The sequence below is a fragment of the Aeromonas simiae genome, assembly GCF_000820125.1.
GTDB lineage: Bacteria > Pseudomonadota > Gammaproteobacteria > Enterobacterales > Aeromonadaceae > Aeromonas > Aeromonas simiae.
This window is the reverse complement of sequence record NZ_CDBY01000062.1, coordinates 27,463-44,887: the sequence shown is the minus strand read 5'-3', so window position 1 is coordinate 44,887 and position 17,425 is coordinate 27,463. Positions and strand designations below refer to the sequence as shown.

The following is a 17,425-nucleotide window of genomic DNA, read 5'->3' as shown; positions in this document are numbered from 1 at the left end:
GATCGAGCAGCAGATCGAGGCCGTGCCCCAGTTCGCGCAGCACAGCCTCCCCCTCGGTCAGGATCGGCGCGCCGGAGCGGTTGGCGCTGGTGGCCACCAGCGGCCGATCGCAACCCTCGAGCAGCAGCTGGTGCAGCGGGGTATAGGGGAAAAAGAGGCCGAGATAGGGGACGCCGGGCGCCAGGTTAGGGGCCAGCGCGGCCTTCCCCTTGCGCATCAGAGTGATGGGGCGCGCCTGGGAGAGCGCCAGCTGCCACTCGGCTTCGCTGGCCTGCACCAGCGGCTCGGCCTGGCGCCGATCCCGGCACAGCACCGCCAGCGGTTTGCGGGCTCGGCGCTTGAGGGCGCGCAGGCGCGCCACCGCCGCCGCATCGGCGGCATCGCACATCAGGTGAAAGCCCCCCATCCCCTTGACCGCCACCAGGGCCCCATCGCGCAGGGCGGCCACCGCCCCCGCCAGGGCCGCCTCACGCTCGGCCAGCGGCCGGCCATCCGGCCCGCGCAGGGTGAGCTGCGGCCCGCACTCGGGGCAACTCACCGGCTGGGCGTGATAACGGCGATCGAGCGGATCGCGGTAGGCGGCGGCGCAGCGCGGGCACATGGCAAAGTCCGCCATGGCGGTGGCCGGCCTGTCGTAGGGCAGGCGGCGGATGATGGTGTAACGCGGGCCGCAGTGGGTGCAGTTGGTGAAGGGGTAGCGGTAGTGGCGATCAAGCGGGTTGGCCACGTCGGCCAGACAGGCGGGGCAGGCCCCCTGATCCGGCGAGATGCAGGCGCAGGCATCCCCGGCCGGCTGGCTCTGGCGGATGGCAAAGCCGCGCTCGTCCGGCAGCACCGTCCTATCGGTCACGGTGCAGCGGTCGATGCGGGCCAGCGGCGGCAGCGCATGGGTCAGGGCGTGCAGAAAGTCGTCCAGAGCCGGCTCGTCCCCCTGCACCTCCAGGGTGACGCCGTGCGCGTCGTTGCACACCCAACCGCTCAAAGAGCGGGCGTGGGCCAGGCCGTAGACGAAGGGGCGAAAGCCCACCCCCTGCACTATGCCGGTGATCTCGACCAGTTTGCGTCTGTTCATCTCGAAAGCGGAGCCACGACTCGTCACCCAATGACCATCTCCGGGTCACAAGGCGAGAATAATGCGGTGGGATATGCATATTCCGTCAGCCACTTCGCCACCGCTCACGATGGGGACCACTCTACGCCCCCGATCTGGGCACAAACCTAATCTGAATCAAGAACCAAATAGGACGAGAAATAACACCTTAAAATTTCCGGTGATGGGGCGTTTCATTGTGTGCCTGGCATCACAGAAAAGGCTTTCATGGCGGTGTATGGAAAGGGGCTCGATGCCCCCTCCCATGCGGGCGTCATGGCCGGGGATGACCCCATGTTCACATTCAATAGTTATGCAATATCGGCTCGGCAAGCTTTGCCGCCGCCCCCATAAAAAAGGGGAGCCGTCGGCTCCCCTGTGGGCGGATAATAAAGTATCATCCTAAATAACTGTCAAAACCGCTAAATTGGCGGTTTTTTTGTTCTCCCCCTCAGCTAAAGCATCATCCTAAAAGAAGACATCTTCGACTAGCCACCTGTAAAAATGAAAATAAAGTATCATCCTTCTGGCATTGGTAAGGGCAGGAGAGGGGCTACCGCTTCATTAATCAGATAGCTCATTGCCCTGTATCCCCTCTGCCGTTTATCCCACATTCTCAGTAACGCTGGGTGGCCTGGCCCACCCCTATATCTGCCCGGCCGGCTACTGGACGATCGGCTACGGGCATTTGTGCAAGCCAGACCATCCACCGATCGACGAGGAAGAGGGTGAGGTTTACTTGCGTCAGGATCTGCGCACAGCCCTCGCCGCTGCGCTGCGCTACTGCCCGGTGCTGGCTACCGAGTCCGAGGGGCGGCTCGCGGCCATCGTCGACTTCACCTTCAACCTCGGCGCCGGACGGCTGCAGACATCGACGTTGCGGCGGCGGGTCAATCAGCGGGACTGGCATGGTGCGGGCCAAGAGCTGCGGCGCTGGGTGTATGGCGGTGGGAAAGTGCTGCCGGGACTCGTAGCGCGGCGCGAGGCGGAAGTAATGCTGCTCCTCTCATGATCGGGCCAACAGCTGTCAGCGAATCATCGCCAAGAGACCAATTGCGACAACAACGCCAATGACACCGGAAGCGGCGACAGCCCCCCATGTTCCCAGCTTTGGTTTAAGCCAGTAATAGCTGCCAAAGGCGACCAAACCACCGACAAGGCCAAACAGCTTGACGATGATAACGGCCAAAATCGACGGCCAGAGCCAGTCCCATGAGCCGGATTTCTTTTCGGGCGTACTTGCCGGTGCTGATGCGGGCGCGGGCGCAGACGTTGCGGATGGCGCGTTTGGGTCTTCGTAGGCCATTGGCTTCTCCTAGTGTGGTTATCGATTTCCGGCGGCGTTCAATGCGCTCATCAAAATCAGCACGGCAAAGACGGCGGCAGTACACAAAAGCGCACGAACCCCCCCCCATTTTTTGTGGAGCACCACTGCACCGGCAGATGTGTCCCACAACGTCGTGCCCGTTTTTGTGAGTCGCCGATACGCGAACAGTTGCGTGAACAAAGCGACGAATGGAATGCCAAGCCCTACACCCTGGAGAAAGACGAGAAAAGAGCGGTTTAGCGCCTCTGGAAAGGACAGCAGGTTCCCGCCCGGATGGGCCACCCTGATACCGAACAGCCATTTCGCTGGCGTCGTTCCGAACAACGCGAGAAACACTGATTCCGCAGGCACCCACACCAGATACAGCACGATACCGGCAATGATGGGATTCTCTATTGCCTTGGCGAAGCCCGCCGCCTGTTCTGGCATCGTTGCGCTTAACGCGAATATCAACAGAAGAAACAAAAGAAACCCTGCGGTGCAAATGTCCACCGTCCGTGCGAACAATCGTCTCCATGGGTGATGTTGCCCCCCAAGAAAACTTTTGCTCTGATCAACGGATGATTTTGGCTCCTGGGCGAACCCGTCGAAGCTTGGCGACGGTGCATTGGGATCTTCGTAGGCCATTGGCTGTTCCTGTTCTTCTTATCGAATCACGATGCTGTTCTTCAATCGATTGTGGGCAGAGATTGCCTGCTGATCCCCTTCAATGTACGAAAGCGTGATCAATGCTTTCTCGGCGCCCAGCGGCACGTGGTACTGAGCTACCCTCATCGTCTCTGCCGAGTTGGCCGATGATGTGCGTCCGTAGCGAATGATCAGGGCGGTCTGGCCTCCAATTGGTTCAACGGCAAAGCTGGGGCGTCCGACCTCCTTCATTCCGTACTTCGCCATCCCCGCCCACATCGTTGGGGACTCCTCGCGCCAGACATCCGCCAAATCTTTCAATACCTGTTGCTTATTGGCCTGAACTTCCTGCCTAACGTCCGCTTGAGTAAGTGGCGGCTCCATTGGAATGAACGACACCCGGACAAACACCCGTGAGGGTGCTGGATAGGACTGCACCGAAAGCGACGCCACATGATCAATGGCAACTCCGGTGACTTTCTCCGCAAACTCCTTTACACGCCTGCGCTGTTCCGCATCACTGATCGTCCAGTCGCTTGGCACTTCAATCTGAACTCGTCCCTTGACGTTGAGCTTGGTATAGCCCGGAGTCTGTGCGGCGACCGGCAAGGCGACCGCAGCCAACAAGCAGAAACACAGGGCGGAGAATATTGTTCTTGCTTTGTTCATCATCAGTTCTCGGTTAGGAGGCTGTTCAGCAACTCCTGCTGGATAGCTTGCAGTTGGCCCCGGCTCTGTGGCGAACCGGTTCCTTCATAAACATTGATCGAGAGCGGCAGGGAGTTCAGGAGCGTGATTGCGCTGATTCCCGAAATTGGGCGGCTGCTTTCCCCGACGCTCATGTTCATCCGCATGGAAAAATAGACCGCGTTCCCGTCCCGCCCAATCGGTTCAAACTTTATGTCTGTTAGCGCGACGTCGCTATTCTCGAACGACGCTTTCAGCCGTCGATTGAGCTCGGCAGAATTCACCCGAGGAGTCGACTTGGAAAGGCCGGAAAGGAATGCCTCTCGCGGCATCTCGATTCGCTGGAAATTCCCCTTCGGGCCGATAAGTTGGATTTGCAGCCAGTGATCCAGCATTTCCCTTCGCCCCATCCTGTAGTCCTCCAGCTCGGAACAAAGGACTGCTGCATGCACGAGGCGCGAACCTTCTGCGAGGGAACGCTTTGCCAAGTCCATGAGCTGGACTTCGCGCGCCGACTCACCCGGCGTGCAATAGCCACTTGGATTCGAGAACAGGACCTGCTGACCAAGCACGTTCACCGACTCCGTAGCCACGCGTTGCTGGATAACTGTCTCTTGGGCAATCGGCCGACTCTGCGTGACTGGCGAAACCGTTGGCGGTGAATAGGTGGGGGTCGCAGTGACGGGGGTTTGAGCAACTGGTGCCGTCGCCGAGCGGGTGGGCTCGTTCTTGGTCGAGTTAACAAAGACAATGAGCAGAAGCCCGATGCCCAAGCCGATACCGACCATCCATTTGCCGGTGGCCACGTCTGATGAGCCGTCGCTCTTTGATTTGGACGGCGGCGGAACAATTGAGGCAGACGGAGCTTCCTCGGCCTGTCTGGGCGGCGATTCGGGAACCGGAGCGGGGTTGGGCGGCGGAGTTACTTGCGGCGTAGGCTGGCCGGCTGGACTGCCCTCGTCGACATCCGAAACAAGTGTCGAAAGGCCTGAGAAGCCTTTGGCGTTTCCATTTTGTTTGTCGTCAGCAGCCACGGCTCTTCATCTCCTCTTCAAAGCCGCAGCTTCGTATAGACGCCTTCGACCATACAGTCGTCTCCGTCTTCGAAGCGAAGTTGTCCGAAACCGGACGCCGACATTGTCAGGTAGGCTTCTTCGCCAAGCGCAAGGGAGAGACAGGTCGATGTCTTGATGTACGAATCTGTTCCGAGGGCCTCGTACCAATCATCATCTTCACGACTGACCGTCACCACGTACTTACCAGGCTTCTGCTTCGACAGGCCAAAAACCGCCTTCACATCGCACTTATCCTTGCTGTCGAAGAAGATCAGCTCTCCGCCGTAGCCGGACGCCTTGAAAATGGCCTCTTCAGAGTAGGCATAGACGTAGCAGTAGCGCGTCTGGATGATGATGTCTTTGCCGTCGATCTTGTAAACGTTGCTGCCCTTGCGGGTCAGGCTCACCTCATAGTTTTCAGCCAGAACTGGCCCGGTCTGAAGGGTCATCAATGCGGCAAGCGTGGCAAGCAGGTTCCTCTTCATTACCACCGCCTATTGGGTCTGGAAGCTCGACAAGCGGCTTTTCACGAGGTCTAGCTTAGCCTTATGGGCCAGTGGCCTGTTGAAAACACGATTCTGGATTTGGTCGGACACCTTGCTGATGGCGATGTACGCCATGCTCAAGCCAGACTCCCTCTCTGAGGCCTTCTTCTCGACGAAATCGTATGGGAAGGTCTCGCAGAACTTGTGGAAGCCGGAGAACTGCGCGACATCCTTCGTGAATCGGAAGCCGTCTGGGGTGAGGCGCGAGCGCCGGGGATGGTAGAGGTCAACGAAGAAGATGAACCATCCGCTTCCATCGAATGTCACGGCCTCGAACACGTCCACTTTATCGATGGCCCCGAGGCGATGAAACAGGATGCGCTGCCCCGACTGCGTTTCGAGTCTGGACAGATATGCCAGTTGACCGATCGGCCCGTTAACCGGGATGGGGTTCGTCTCAGTAAAGCCAAATTGGCCAGAGCTGATCGGGTCCTTGTCGTAGGCAGGCGCAGATTCCAGCATCGCCTTCATCATTGGATGAACGAGCTCTAACTGGAACTTTTCATCATCGAGGATGCGATGGATGTGTGCAAGCGCCTCACGCAACGCCTTGTCTTCTTTGTTGCCCCCGAAGAGGTTTGATAAAAATCCCATATAAGCTGCCCCCAATTACGTCATTGCAGCAATTCGCTCAATCTGCGCAGCCCAGGCTTCTTGAAAGCCATGCGAATGAGCTGCTCCAGAATGTGCGTGTTTGCGACGTGAATGTAGGAAATGCCGACATTGGTTTTCTTGTCGTCTTTGAACCCGATGCAGAACGATCCATCAGCATTCCATATATGCACCTGCCCCCACGTGCACCGCACCCTTTCATTAGCACCCAGAAATTTGTGCTTCACCAAAGTGATGCCATCGTCGTGAAGAAGTGCATCGCCGAAGTACAAGTCCCGCCCATCCTTCAGTGCTTCCAGCATCTCACCCAACAGGCGGATGCACACGGCTCGCCAGAGCTTGTCGATGAACTTGCTGTAGATGTCCTCTTTCTTAAGCTCAACAACAGCCTCGGAGCGTTTGTCTCCGAAGGCAATGGTGTAGGTCGTCCCCGTCGGCACGCCGTTGACGGAGTGGCGCACACCACCCCAGCGAACCCGAGTGATCGAGTCCAGAGAAAAATGCTGTCCTTTCCACGAGATTCCATCAGGCGAAATGCTCAGTGTGTCCTTGAACATCACACCAATTTCAGCGCGGTAGGTGATCTCACGCGCCCATTCGTCTCTGCGTGCTACCGCCTGCTTCCGCTCATGGAAGATATCAGCAAGCGCAAGCGCATCCTGCTCAACGCGCTCGGACACTTCAGGTAGCTCGGCAAACAGCTCTTGAAGCAGACCAGTCAGCCGTTGGGACTGCGTCAACATGTCATGTGTGTTGAACAGGTCGATGGCGAGGCTACGAATCTCGTAGGCCAAGTCTCGGCTTGCTTCGTGGTCGATGCCGCGCGCCTTCGAACTCAGTTGAATGGGCTGGGCGATCTTGTCCCAATTACGTGCAACCGCATCGAGCTTGTCCACATACGGCTTGACGGCAGCTTCACCCGAGTTCGCCGAGTCACGGGCGGCTTTGATCAGCTTGTGGACGTTCTCAGCTTCCTTCTGCAGGAAGCCTTGGGTTTCCACTTCGTAGCTGTCGACAAGGTCATCAATCAGTTCGGGCGCGTGATCCTCGCCGCCCAACGTAACCCCCTCCACTGTGTCCGTCATTACCTGGACAAGCGTCGTCGATGGCAGCCTGTCGAGGGCGTCCTTGATGGCGCTGCGGTAGTACCGTTTACGTTCCGCCAGTTCGGCTTCGATTTGGTCGAGTGCTCGGGCCTCCGGGAAGCCGGAGACAGCACGGTCTTCATTGATGTCGCGCAGGACATCTTCGGGATCGATCACATCCACGAGGTAAGCAACCTCCTGAATGAAACGTGCCAGGTCTTCCGCATCGTGTTCGCCATCCACCGCCTCGAAGGCGGCGGCGAGCAAATTCAAGTGTGCAAGCGTGGGCAGGCCAGACTCCTCCCTGACCGCCATAGGATCATGGAGCAGGTTTTCAACGAGCTGGGATGCCTTTCGCGGAGAAACGCCGGGAAGCCATGCGATCTCCGCGCTCAACCTGGTGCGTGGATTCGTTAGATCAGAGCGTGCCTTCTGACAGACATCGTGGTCCAGCTCCAGTGACTTCTCTTCTGCCAACTCAACGATTCGCCTGCGGTCGTCGCGAGTGGTCACATTGAGAATCGCGAAGGGCGTCTGATGGAGCGCGGTTGTCTTCAGTGTGCGTTGAGCTCGGGCTCGCGGAGATGGGGTATTCCGGGCCGATTGCACAGGAGGCACAGCGGTTGGGCGGGAGGACGCCGCTGTTGGCACTGGCACCGCCGAGGAGCTAGATGCCGGTTGAGCGCCGAGCATCGCCATGAGCTGCGGGTCCTTCAGGGCTTCTTGAGCCTGAGCCAATGCATCCGATGGCACGGACAGCTTCAAATGATTGCGAAGCTCATGGCTGTAATGTGCCAGCTGCGTTCTCGATGAGAGGTGATCAGTCAGTACGAGCGACAAGGCCAGCTCTCCGTTTGATCGGGGAGTGGTGCCGCATCCAGTGCAGGCCAATAAAGCCCCGGCTTTCTCTGAGCCGCATTTAAAACAAATAGCCAATGTCATTCTTTAAACTCTCGCCGTCAACGCAATTTATTGGCTTCACGACGCAAGCAGCCGTAATAGTCACCAGGACCGCGGTATTGCCGGTCGTAATTACAGGCATTCTCAATTGATGTTTGTTCAAACTGTGAAAGCCGTGACAGATCAGGCCTTCCTCGGCTTGAATCAAGCTTCTGAAGCTCTCGTCGAAGGCAGCTGTAATAGTCACCTGGTCCACGATACTGCCGATCGTAATTGCATGCGTTTTCAATGGCCGTCTGCTCCCAAGGCGTTGCTTGAGCAAGACTAGGCTTTCCCGCTGTGCTTCCGAGTTTTCCCAGCTCTCGTCTCAAACAACTGTAGTAATCACCCGGGCCGCGATACTGTCGATCGTAATTGCAGGCATTTTCAATTGCCGCTTGCTCCGATTGGCTGGCCCTCGAGAGATCTGGCTTTCCAGAGTGTGCGCTCAACTTCGTAAGTTCGCGACGCAGGCAGTTGTAGTAGTCCGCTGATGATCTGTACTGTCTGTCATAGTTGCAGGCATTCTCAATCGACACCTGCTCTGAAGGATTGGCCGCCGAGAGATCTGGTTTACCACTTGGTGAAGTTCGCGACGACTGGGTTGATGGAGCATCGGTCATTGCCGGCGGAGAAGAAGACCTCGAGGGGGGAGTTATGGTCGCCGTTGACCGAGAAGGAGCACGTTGCAGTTGGAGCAGCAACGCTTGATCTGCGACACCCGTGGCGGCCACCCCCCTGTCTTGCTGAAAAGCGATGATGGCGGCACGAGTGCCCCTTCCCAACAGCCCATCGGCGGGGCCGGCGTTATAGCCAAGCTCATTGAGCTTTTGTTGAACGGCACGTACCGTCTCATCCGCCGCAGGACGCGCTGGTGCTGGTGCCGACAGGGAACCTGTGGATGGGCTTCGAGCGAATCGGCTCCTGCCTTCCGCCTGAAGTTGGCTTCGGTACGGCTCGACATCGCGGCGCGCGCTTTCCAGAGCACCGCTTCTGTAGCGGAAACTGCCGCAGCGACTGTTGTAGTCGGCCACCATCGCATTGAACCGATCCACATCGGAGTCGCTGTAGTTGTTGAGAACGGCCTTAGCAGCATCCATGCGGATGTCTTCGGCCAGACAGTACCTGATCTGCGCCGTCGAAAAAACGAGGTCTTGTCCAACCGGTGGTCTTGTTTCTTCCGGGCGCGATGGCACTTGAGGTTGTGCCGGAGCAGCCGAATAGGTCGGTGCTGTGTTGCCTGCAGGCGGGGTATAGGATGGTGCCGGAGAGGAGGGGCTCTTGTCTGCTTCCCCGATGAGCCAAAGCACCCCTATGACGGCGGCGATACCCAGCACCCACTTGCCCGTGGATGAGCCAGAAGACGGCGGCGATGGCGCTTGGTAGGGTTGCTGCTGCTTAGGCTGTGCTTCCTGCTGCTGACTTTCTGGAGCTGAACGGCGCTCGGCGTTAGACGAGGCACCGGCGGTCTCAGCTTCCTGCTTGGCAGGAGGCGGCAGAGACGTATCGACGTCGGACACGAGCGAGGAAAGGCCAGCGAAGCCTTTGCCTTCATTTTTCTTGTTGTTTTCTTCCTCCGCTGCCACCAGTATCTCCCTTAGATAAATCCTATGCTCCGCTTTTCGCTGCCTTCACGTTCCCGTGCAGGTGTCGTGCGCAAAGCTGCCAGCAGGCTGGCCTGCTCCAGCCTGTCCTTGCCCGAGCGTGCTGCGAGCCTCGCACCTTCCCGCACAACGAAAGCGACGTCAGACAACGGTCGTCCCGCGAGTTCTTGCGCCAGCGGCTTGGAGTCCACATCGGACTCCTTTGGCAAAGCAGACAACAGCTTGTCCAGGAGCGACTGCACCTCGATCTCGCTTGCAAAGTCCACCTTGATGACATGATCGAAGCGTCCCCGGCGCTGGATGGCGGGGTCGATCATGTCGATTCGGTTCGTCATCGCGATGATCAATACCTCGTTCTTCACGGCCTCCGGGATGCGCCGCAGGAACTCAGCCACCTCTTCGACGCGGTGATGGCCCGATCCCATTTCGCGGTCAGCAAGAAACGCCTCCATCTCGTCGATCACGAGAACTGATGGCGCGTTTTCCATCGCCTTGTCGAACACCTGTGCGACCTTCTTGCTGGTCTCGTGGATGTACGGGCTGGCCACGCTGGATGCGTCGATCTGGAAGCTTGGCCACCCGAGGAAATCAACGAGTCGCTCGACCGCGAAGGTCTTGCCGGTGCCTGGAGGGCCGTACAGGATCACTGCTGATGGGAATTCGATACCGAGCGCCTTGTAGCGGTCGCGGTGCAGAATGATGTCGACGATGTGCTCGTTGAAGAAGGTCGCAAGTTCGGGACGCCCGGCGAGTTCGAAGACCTTGTTGGGCTCCGGCTCGGCGCGTTCGACTTTCTCCACCTTCTCGACGGGAGCAACTTCCGTCTTTTCGGCAGGAGCCGCTGGCTTGCGCTCCAGCGGCATGATTTCCGCGACTTCGAAGCCTGCCGCCTGCACGACATCCTTCAGGTGGCTCGCGCCCAGCCAGCTCATGGTCTGGCGGAGACGGCGGAAGGAAGTGGCCGGAATGCTGGTGCCGCCCGTCAGCCAGTAGCCGAGCACGACGTCATCGCCAGCTCTGGAGCTGATGCTGTAGGTTGGCAGCAGCCGCGTGATCTTCTCAACGTAGAGCGCATCCTGGAGCGCCGAATCCGCATCGATATCGCGTGTAGCCTTCAACGCAAGAGCAAAGGCGAGCGCCTCGGCCTTGGTGTCGGGTGATTTCGCCTCGCTGACCGGGCACAGCGTCTGGCTCGGACCGCAGGAGATGGACCGAAGCTGTTGATCGCCGAACTGGAAGGCGTTGAAGGTCCCGTCATCGATCAGCCCGGCATTTAGCCAATGCTCCGCCAGTGCGTCGCGAACGACGAGCGCCCGCCCACCGCCTTGGGTCTCAAGGATCTGCCAGTCCGCCCCTTCAAACAGGGTGACGCGCGCCTTCGCACCGTCGGGCAACTTGAAACCGATGGGAAGCCACGCGTCGAGTGCCATGGGTCAACTCCGCACGATGTTCGCGCCAGCAAGCATGTCGTCCTCACCCGCAGAACCGATGCGGATGGAGTCGAGATGGGCTACTACAGCACGAAGCTTGTCGATGTCATTGGCCTTCAACGCCTCCGCTCCCGCAGCCACCAACTGGGCATGCTCGCGGGCATCAGGGAAGAGGTAGGCATCCTCGGCCAGCCACTTGAAGCGCTCGATGACGAACCAGTCCTGGCGCCACAAGATCATGAAGCTGCGACTGCGCAGATCATCCAGGTGCGACTCGAAGTCGCCACTAGGGCTGCCAATCGCGCGCTGCGCCGTCTTGACCAAGTTGTCGAAAGACGAGGCTTCGGTGGGTCTGGCGTGCTGGCGCACCACCTTGTCGAAGAAATCGACTGCCTTGTCCAGTTCCAGCTGGCGAATGTCTTTTAGATGCTCCTTGCGGGTCAGCGCCAGCAGCCGCTTGGCCTCCTGGACGTGATCCATCGCCTGCTTGGCCGTCTCGGGGTCGGCCTCGTCAGTTTTGATGGTGCTCGCTTGCTCGAGCTTCTCGCGGGCCTGCTCAAGACGTGGGTCATCGACCTTGGACGCCATCTCGTCAAGCCGCTGCAAGGTGTGGTCCGACTGCTCCTGGATGTTCTTCGCTTGGTTGGTGTAGTCGACCTTACCTTCCTGACTCGAGTAGAAATTATGGCTACTCTGGAATGAGCCACTAATGGATGGAACCGAAACCTCTAGGAAAATATTCCCAGAATCGCGCACCTCATACTCACAAATAAGGTCAGCGCCCGCCGCGATCACGTCATCATCAAAATCCGTTCCGCTGATCTTGAACAGGCCAATGAAGCGATTGTCGTGGATCGTGTCATCTATATCACCCTCCCAGAGTTTAAAGTTAAGAGAGCCGGGACTGCCTGCCTTTAGTGACTCTCCTGCCTTGAAAATCTCCTTGCCTTTTTTGGGCAGCTGATCCCCCTCCTTGACAATATTCACAAGGATCGACCTCCCTCCAACTTTGTTGCGTGCCTCAATTCCAATGGAGTGCGACGCAGGAATTGCATCGATGCTAGCGGCGGTGCGTGCAATGACAATCTTGTCTTCACGCAGCGATACGGGCCCGCCGTTGGAATCGAACACAAACACCTTGAAGGTGTTGTCGCCAGGCTTGGTCAGGTTGAGTTCGATACCTGCGCCATCCTTCAGGGCGATGCGTCCGGAGGACCACCCGGTGTCCAGACTGTCGATCTGAAACTCGACTCCAGCCGGAGCAGAACTTCCCAGTTTGGCGACGATCTTTGCCTTCGAGTCGGGCGTGCGCGCGATGTAGTTGAACGACAGATCAAGCGCGCCACCGGCGCTGATGGCTCCTCGGGCGCTCTTACGCCCACGGCTCTGCGACGCCCAATCGATGGACTCGGCGAAGACCGCTGCGCCTTCCGCAACGGCGGTCATCGGATTCACATCGGTGGACGGCGCGATACCGAGTTCGAAGGCCACCTTGTCACGCAGATTCTTGTACTGTGCCGGACCGCCCACAAAGACAATGCGCTCAATGTCGTGTGGGCTCAGACCTGCCTTTTCTATGCTCTCGCGAGTGGCTTGGATGGACTCATCAACCTTGAACGCAATCAAGTCGTCGTACAGACTCCGGTTGATAGGAATATCGAGATAGATCTCTTCGCCAGCTTGGTCGCGCACGCCGAGTTCATTCTCAGCAAGGCTGATAACAGATTCGTCGCTTTGCGATAGTGCAATCTTTGCCTTTTCAGCCGCCCAGGTCGCAAGGGTTCGCAATGACTTGTACTGCGAATTGGACGCCAAATCTTCTGGTAAATCAAAGTTCTCGAGCAGCCACGGCTTGACTACGTTGTCGAACAAGATGCGGTCGAAATCGCGTCCACCGCACATAGCTATGCCGCCGTGGGCGAGCAAGTTCACTCGGCCGCCAATGCTTTCAGCAATGGCAACATCCAGTGTGCCGCCGCCAATGTCGTACACGACAAAGATGCCATCAGTCTTTCGCTGCCGCATGACGCTCATCACGGCGGCCACCGGTTCTTGCATCAAGGCTACTCGCCCGAGCCCAGCCGCATCAGCGGCAGCCATCGTCGAGTCCTTCTGCATCTGGTTGAACGCGGCTGGAACCGTAATGACCGTGCCGGTATCGCCATCGCCCCGGATCTCTTCCGGCAGGTAGCCGTACAGCGCACGCAGCACCTCGGCAGAGCATTCCTCTGGCGTCATGGTGAGGTTCACCGCCGGCAGCTTCACCGGCGTGCTCGTACCCATGAGCCGCTTGAATAGCACTGCCGCGTTGTCGGGATTGCGTGCGGCGTTGTTGTAGGCGCGCGAACCGACGTACTTGTTGCCACGCCGGTCGATGAAGATGGCCGACGGCGTGACGTCATGCTGTTCTGGACTCTTGTAGAGCCGGATCGACTCGCCGTCGAAGGAGCAGATGGCACTGTTGGTCGTGCCTAGGTCGATACCGACATACTTCATGCTTCCACCTTCCTGAGCATTACCGTGCCTTGTTTGCGCAGGCCGTTCGGCCCCATGATGATTGGCTCCACCATCTGATCGACGAGCAACACGTCGTCAGGGCCGAAGTCCCCGAGGTTCAATGCCGATGCCGCCATGCCAGCGTCGTAGGGCTGCCCCTCGACGTTGACCAGCTTGAGGCCACTCGAGTCGAGGCTCTCCTCGACCTTCTTCTGGAAGTAGCGGAGCTGATTGACGTAACGACCCGACTCACCCGCATCGAGTTTGCTGACGACCTTTCCGAACAGACGCGAGAAACGCCAACTCTCGACAGCGATGTCGATCAGGGATTGCTCCATCTGCTCACTGCTTTCGGCCTGCTGGGTCATCAAATCCTCCTGTGGTTACGTCTTATCGGCTTTTCCGCCCTGCGTTTGCTGCTGAATCCATTAAGTGATCTCCGCCTTGGAGAACCGCCATGTCCCACCAACCTTGAACGCGGGGATCTTCTTGGCTGCGGCCAGCCTGTAGATCGTCCGGTCCGTGACCTTCAGGAATTCTGCGACCTATCTGAGGGTGAGGATCTCTCCCTCGTCGGCACTGGATGTCATGGTTCTGACCAATCGGAAAAAGGATCCCTGCGAAGGCGCACCATTACTGTACCACGTTTGCATCAGGGGCTGTATTGACCCTCCTCCCAATACCCGTCGATTTTCATCACCATCTATTAACGTAAAGGCATGCTCGATATGCTTCACCACAACTATTAAACATAGAGAAAATCACTATAAAAGTTTGTTTTTAAACGAATTAGCCCAGCTTACACGTTTCACCTCACCTGTGATTATTCAAGCCTCAAGCATAATGACAGACGCTGTTGCCAGCTCTTTTGGCGAATATCATCGCCATCCTTGGGATGATGTATCGCCTCATTGGTGTCACAGTACACTCCGATGCTCATCGGCCATCGCAGTGAGCCCTGCACAGTGTCTTTCAATATTTGTACGATTGCCTGGGATGGATTCACTCCCGGCTTCATCCTGACGATACGTGTAGACAAGTGCTTCTTGTTATCGCTGGTGTCCACCTCTAGAAGGCACTTTTCTAGCCCATTTTTCAACCTGAAGTTGGCCTTCAAGTAGCAGCGCGGTGAACCATCATCCATCAGGTGATAGCTACGACGGAGGACTTGAGGCAAAGGCTTCACCTCAAGTTCCAGCAAATCGATATCTGGCTCATTGGCTATCTGCTTGATGATTCCTTTGAGTAACTCAAAGCGGTTGGGCAACTCTTCCACCACCTGCTGCTCTTCCTGTTGCCCTTCAAGTTGCTGTAGTTCTGCCGGGGGGATCTCTCCTCCGGTAACGTCGTCGCACAATCCGAGAAAAGTACCGTCGCCAGGAAGCTCTTCACCTTCCAGCTTCTGACCAAAACGGCTTGCTCTCTGTCCTTGGTAGACGGCCCGCGTATGCCGCTGCCCACGGAAGGATAGCCCTTCCATCGGTAGGTCCAACAGTTGGCGGTCCTTATCCTCATTCGTATCCTCCTCACCATCCAGTATGATGTCATCATTAGATGAACTTGGATTTCTGGTTCCTCCCCCCTCTCCACTAACTGAGAGCTTGAGTGCTGGGTGATGGAACGCTATAGGTTGAAAACAGTTCAACTCGAGCCCTTGTAGGGTCTTAATCTCCCAGACCAGCATTTCTTTGCTGTCCCAATCTAAGGGGCCAAGAACGTCCATGCTGACACCTGAAATAGTGGCCGGTGGCTCAAAGTTGAACTGCCAGCGTGTATATCGTCCGCCAGATGAACTCTGCTCCTGATTCAGGCATCGCCATATAGATTCGAAAGACTGCTTAACGCCATCACTTAGCAGCAGCCAACTGAAGAGATCACGATACGATTCCATCTGGAGCAGACGGGCCGGAGCCCCTGTCTTAGCTGGGGTGTGGATATGGATGGCGTCCTGCTCCCTCTGCACCGAGAAGATCATGTCCAAGCCACTGGGTTCAAAGGCTGACCGGGCCAGGAAACTGGCATGGAAGAAGAGCTTGCGAGCCAGCTCGAACTTGGGGAGCCAGACGGTGAGGCCATCCGCCTCAAACACGAAGCATCGTTGGCTGGCCACCTCAGGATTGTGGGCAAGCCTTCTGGACAAGCGGGGACATTCGCCCAGCAGCTTTTCGCGCCATTCCGCTATCGGTGGTAGCTTGAGTTTTTTCTGGAAGCCATGCGAGCGATAAGGGACTTCATCTTCTGCGACAAACTCGCGGCCAATGCCCAAAATACAGCTCATCTCCAAGCCGAACTGACGCTGCTCCACCTCGTTTTTTTGACTGAAAATCGATGCCAAATGCCACGATGATCCTGATGAATTAGCTCTGAAAAAATTACCTACGGCCAGCAACTTGGCATCTTTAGGGATCTGGCGGAACAGAGTACGACTCAATCTAACCCTCCTATACTTGCGATGAATGAGACTGTCAGGGAGGCAATCCTCCCTTTCTGCAATCCGCAGCGTCGTGCCAATTGCCAACCCCTTGAATGCTGGCCAGCCATAGCATCTTCGATCATGGCATTGGTCAAACGACGGATCTGGTACTCCCCTACAGACTCGGCATATCGCTCCAGATAAGCTCGACAAAGGGATAGTTCATCTAGGTGGCGCTCGACGGATGCTCGATGTGGAAGCTGACGCAGATACCAGCTACGACTCTTGCGTGGTAGGTTTACATCCGCTTCAGCACGTTCTCCTATTCTCACCAGGAGTCGCACTAGCTTTCTATCTCTGGCAGCCCAATTGATGCAGCTGTTGTTACCCTGCCGAGCATGCTTGGTCTTGTCGATATTCAGCAACCATTCCCTGTCATGCCGGTAGATCCAGGCATAGGTAGCTTGGAAGCCTGCCCCCCTGGCTGCCTTAGCTCCATCATATGTATTGAGGGCAGCAAGCCACAGAGACCGGTACTTTTGCCTCACGCCAGCATTGGCAGGTAGCTGCGGCATAGGTGGATGGAGAGCAATTTCAGCCGAACAGGCCATAACATCAGCCATGATGTCATCGACGTTTTGCTCAGGCCTTAGACTGGTCCAGACCATCAGGTGTTGTAGACAAGCAAATGACTTGCGGTGCTTTCTGAACATTGATTGTAACCAAAGCGGCGGTTCAGTCGCCCATAGGCCGTTGACCGCAAGCCAGTCCATCGGATAAAGCTCAAGGAGCCTTTCCCATATGATCCAAGTCTTGATTTGCTGGCCCTTCATGGCTCCGCACTCTGCAGCCAGATGCCGATAGAAGTTGGTCCACCCCTCGTAACCGGAGGGGGTTGTTCCCCTGAAAGCTAGGAGCTGCGTTAATGCGCTCGCTAGCCTAGCAGCTCCTTCCGCACAGGGCTCGGCTGTGGCACCATCGTGCAGGAGCAGGGAGGAGGCTGCATGAAATTCGTGTCTCTGTGCTCGCCTGAATGGGATCGGCGAATCCACAAGTGCGCAACCATGAACCGGGCAGACGTCCACACCTTGGACCTGCCAGCTTCGCCGCCAATAGGGCTCCCCAAATTTCGCCACCATTTCCTCAAGACAGAGCGGGCAGTAACGTAACCACTCGGGCCATTTGACCAAGGCTGTCGAAGAGCCAGCTAGACCTATCACTCCGGGCATGTCTGGAGCCAGCATGACCTGGAGAAGTCTTTGTCGGCGATCCTGCGGGATGAAAGGCGAATAAAGCGGGAATAGGGTATGGTTGGCCACCAGATCACCTGCGTCCAAGCCTGTGTTGCTCGCCAGACTTTCCAAATGGCTGGGCAGGTCAGTAATCGCCGCTACCTTGGTATCGCCGAACAGCTCCCTCAACAGGCTCTTATGGCTGTCCACCCCCAAATGAACCCGGCAGCGAGCGATGGCGCTGTAGAGGAGTTCGTCTGGGTAAAGCCTGGGGAAATACATG

16 protein-coding genes are annotated in these 17,425 nt (G+C 57.4%); 1 reads left to right on the top strand and 15 read right to left on the bottom strand.

The window, feature by feature from the left end:
* On the bottom strand, positions 1-1,072 hold a 1,072-nt coding region (locus BN1134_RS13210; protein WP_042047769.1), incomplete at its 3' end, for a Sua5/YciO/YrdC/YwlC family protein.
* Positions 1,073-1,670: 598 nt separating this feature from the next.
* Here BN1134_RS13210 and BN1134_RS13205 point away from each other — a divergent pair.
* The gene (locus tag BN1134_RS13205) at positions 1,671-2,102 is read left to right on the top strand and encodes a lysozyme (protein WP_042047768.1); all 432 of its coding nucleotides are present in this window, start codon (positions 1,671-1,673) and stop codon (positions 2,100-2,102) included.
* Positions 2,103-2,117: 15 nt separating this feature from the next.
* Here BN1134_RS13205 and BN1134_RS13200 read toward each other — a convergent pair whose 3' ends face one another.
* From BN1134_RS13200 to BN1134_RS13140, 14 genes are all read right to left on the bottom strand, one after another.
* Positions 2,118-2,396, bottom strand: coding sequence for a hypothetical protein (locus BN1134_RS13200; protein ID WP_198133187.1), 279 nt, complete (start codon positions 2,394-2,396; stop codon positions 2,118-2,120).
* A gap of 18 nt (positions 2,397-2,414) precedes the next feature.
* Positions 2,415-3,044 (bottom strand): RDD family protein, encoded by a 630-nt coding sequence (locus BN1134_RS13195; protein WP_042047767.1) that lies wholly within the window; start codon positions 3,042-3,044, stop codon positions 2,415-2,417.
* A gap of 18 nt (positions 3,045-3,062) precedes the next feature.
* Positions 3,063-3,716 carry a hypothetical protein gene (locus BN1134_RS13190; RefSeq protein WP_042047766.1) on the bottom strand — a complete coding sequence of 218 codons (654 nt, stop codon included), beginning with the start codon at positions 3,714-3,716 and terminating at the stop codon, positions 3,063-3,065.
* Positions 3,716-4,765: a hypothetical protein gene (locus BN1134_RS13185; RefSeq protein ID WP_156991780.1), complete on the bottom strand. Its 1,050-nt coding sequence runs from the start codon at positions 4,763-4,765 to the stop codon at positions 3,716-3,718. Before BN1134_RS13185 ends, BN1134_RS13190 begins: the two co-directional genes overlap by 1 nt.
* Positions 4,766-4,782: 17 nt before the next feature.
* Positions 4,783-5,271: a hypothetical protein gene (locus tag BN1134_RS13180; RefSeq protein WP_042047764.1), complete on the bottom strand. Its 489-nt coding sequence runs from the start codon at positions 5,269-5,271 to the stop codon at positions 4,783-4,785.
* 9 nt (positions 5,272-5,280) lie between these two features.
* Positions 5,281-5,925, bottom strand: a complete 645-nt coding sequence (locus BN1134_RS18925; protein WP_052449492.1) for a hypothetical protein — start codon at positions 5,923-5,925, stop codon at positions 5,281-5,283.
* A 20-nt stretch (positions 5,926-5,945) separates the two neighbouring features.
* A complete protein-coding gene (locus tag BN1134_RS13170; protein WP_198133186.1) occupies positions 5,946-7,868 on the bottom strand; it encodes a hypothetical protein in 1,923 nt (640 codons plus the stop codon).
* A 119-nt stretch (positions 7,869-7,987) separates the two neighbouring features.
* Positions 7,988-9,553, bottom strand: coding sequence for a peptidoglycan-binding domain-containing protein (locus tag BN1134_RS19350; RefSeq protein WP_198133185.1), 1,566 nt, complete (start codon positions 9,551-9,553; stop codon positions 7,988-7,990).
* Positions 9,554-9,564: 11 nt separating this feature from the next.
* Positions 9,565-11,001: an ATP-binding protein gene (locus tag BN1134_RS13160; RefSeq protein WP_042047762.1), complete on the bottom strand. Its 1,437-nt coding sequence runs from the start codon at positions 10,999-11,001 to the stop codon at positions 9,565-9,567.
* A 3-nt stretch (positions 11,002-11,004) separates the two neighbouring features.
* Positions 11,005-13,497 (bottom strand): Hsp70 family protein, encoded by a 2,493-nt coding sequence (locus BN1134_RS13155; protein ID WP_042047761.1) that lies wholly within the window; start codon positions 13,495-13,497, stop codon positions 11,005-11,007.
* The gene (locus tag BN1134_RS13150) at positions 13,494-13,865 is read right to left on the bottom strand and encodes a hypothetical protein (RefSeq protein ID WP_042047760.1); all 372 of its coding nucleotides are present in this window, start codon (positions 13,863-13,865) and stop codon (positions 13,494-13,496) included. The genes BN1134_RS13155 and BN1134_RS13150 overlap by 4 nt, the downstream gene beginning before the upstream one ends.
* Positions 13,866-13,925: 60 nt before the next feature.
* A complete protein-coding gene (locus tag BN1134_RS20200; protein ID WP_223953310.1) occupies positions 13,926-14,030 on the bottom strand; it encodes a helix-turn-helix domain-containing protein in 105 nt (34 codons plus the stop codon).
* Between the two features lie 290 nt (positions 14,031-14,320).
* Complete coding sequence (locus tag BN1134_RS13145; RefSeq protein WP_042047758.1) at positions 14,321-15,928, bottom strand: Tn7-like element transposition protein TnsE; 1,608 nt, start codon at positions 15,926-15,928, stop codon at positions 14,321-14,323.
* Positions 15,925-17,424 carry a TnsD family Tn7-like transposition protein gene (locus BN1134_RS13140; protein WP_042047757.1) on the bottom strand — a complete coding sequence of 500 codons (1,500 nt, stop codon included), beginning with the start codon at positions 17,422-17,424 and terminating at the stop codon, positions 15,925-15,927. The genes BN1134_RS13145 and BN1134_RS13140 overlap by 4 nt, the downstream gene beginning before the upstream one ends.
* Position 17,425: the final 1 nt, after the last annotated feature.

Bases quoted from the DNA above. Each gene is read 5' to 3' on its own strand.
- BN1134_RS13200 (WP_198133187.1), bottom strand. From the start codon at position 2,396: ATGGCCTACGAAGACCCAAACGCGCCATCCGCAACGTCTGCGCCCGCG.
- BN1134_RS13195 (WP_042047767.1), bottom strand. From the start codon at position 3,044: ATGGCCTACGAAGATCCCAATGCACCGTCGCCAAGCTTCGACGGGTTC.
- BN1134_RS13190 (WP_042047766.1), bottom strand. From the start codon at position 3,716: ATGATGAACAAAGCAAGAACAATATTCTCCGCCCTGTGTTTCTGCTTG.
- BN1134_RS13180 (WP_042047764.1), bottom strand. From the start codon at position 5,271: ATGAAGAGGAACCTGCTTGCCACGCTTGCCGCATTGATGACCCTTCAG.
- BN1134_RS18925 (WP_052449492.1), bottom strand. From the start codon at position 5,925: ATGGGATTTTTATCAAACCTCTTCGGGGGCAACAAAGAAGACAAGGCG.
- BN1134_RS13160 (WP_042047762.1), bottom strand. From the start codon at position 11,001: ATGGCACTCGACGCGTGGCTTCCCATCGGTTTCAAGTTGCCCGACGGT.
- BN1134_RS13155 (WP_042047761.1), bottom strand. From the start codon at position 13,497: ATGAAGTATGTCGGTATCGACCTAGGCACGACCAACAGTGCCATCTGC.
- BN1134_RS13150 (WP_042047760.1), bottom strand. From the start codon at position 13,865: ATGACCCAGCAGGCCGAAAGCAGTGAGCAGATGGAGCAATCCCTGATC.
- BN1134_RS13140 (WP_042047757.1), bottom strand. From the start codon at position 17,424: ATGTATTTCCCCAGGCTTTACCCAGACGAACTCCTCTACAGCGCCATC.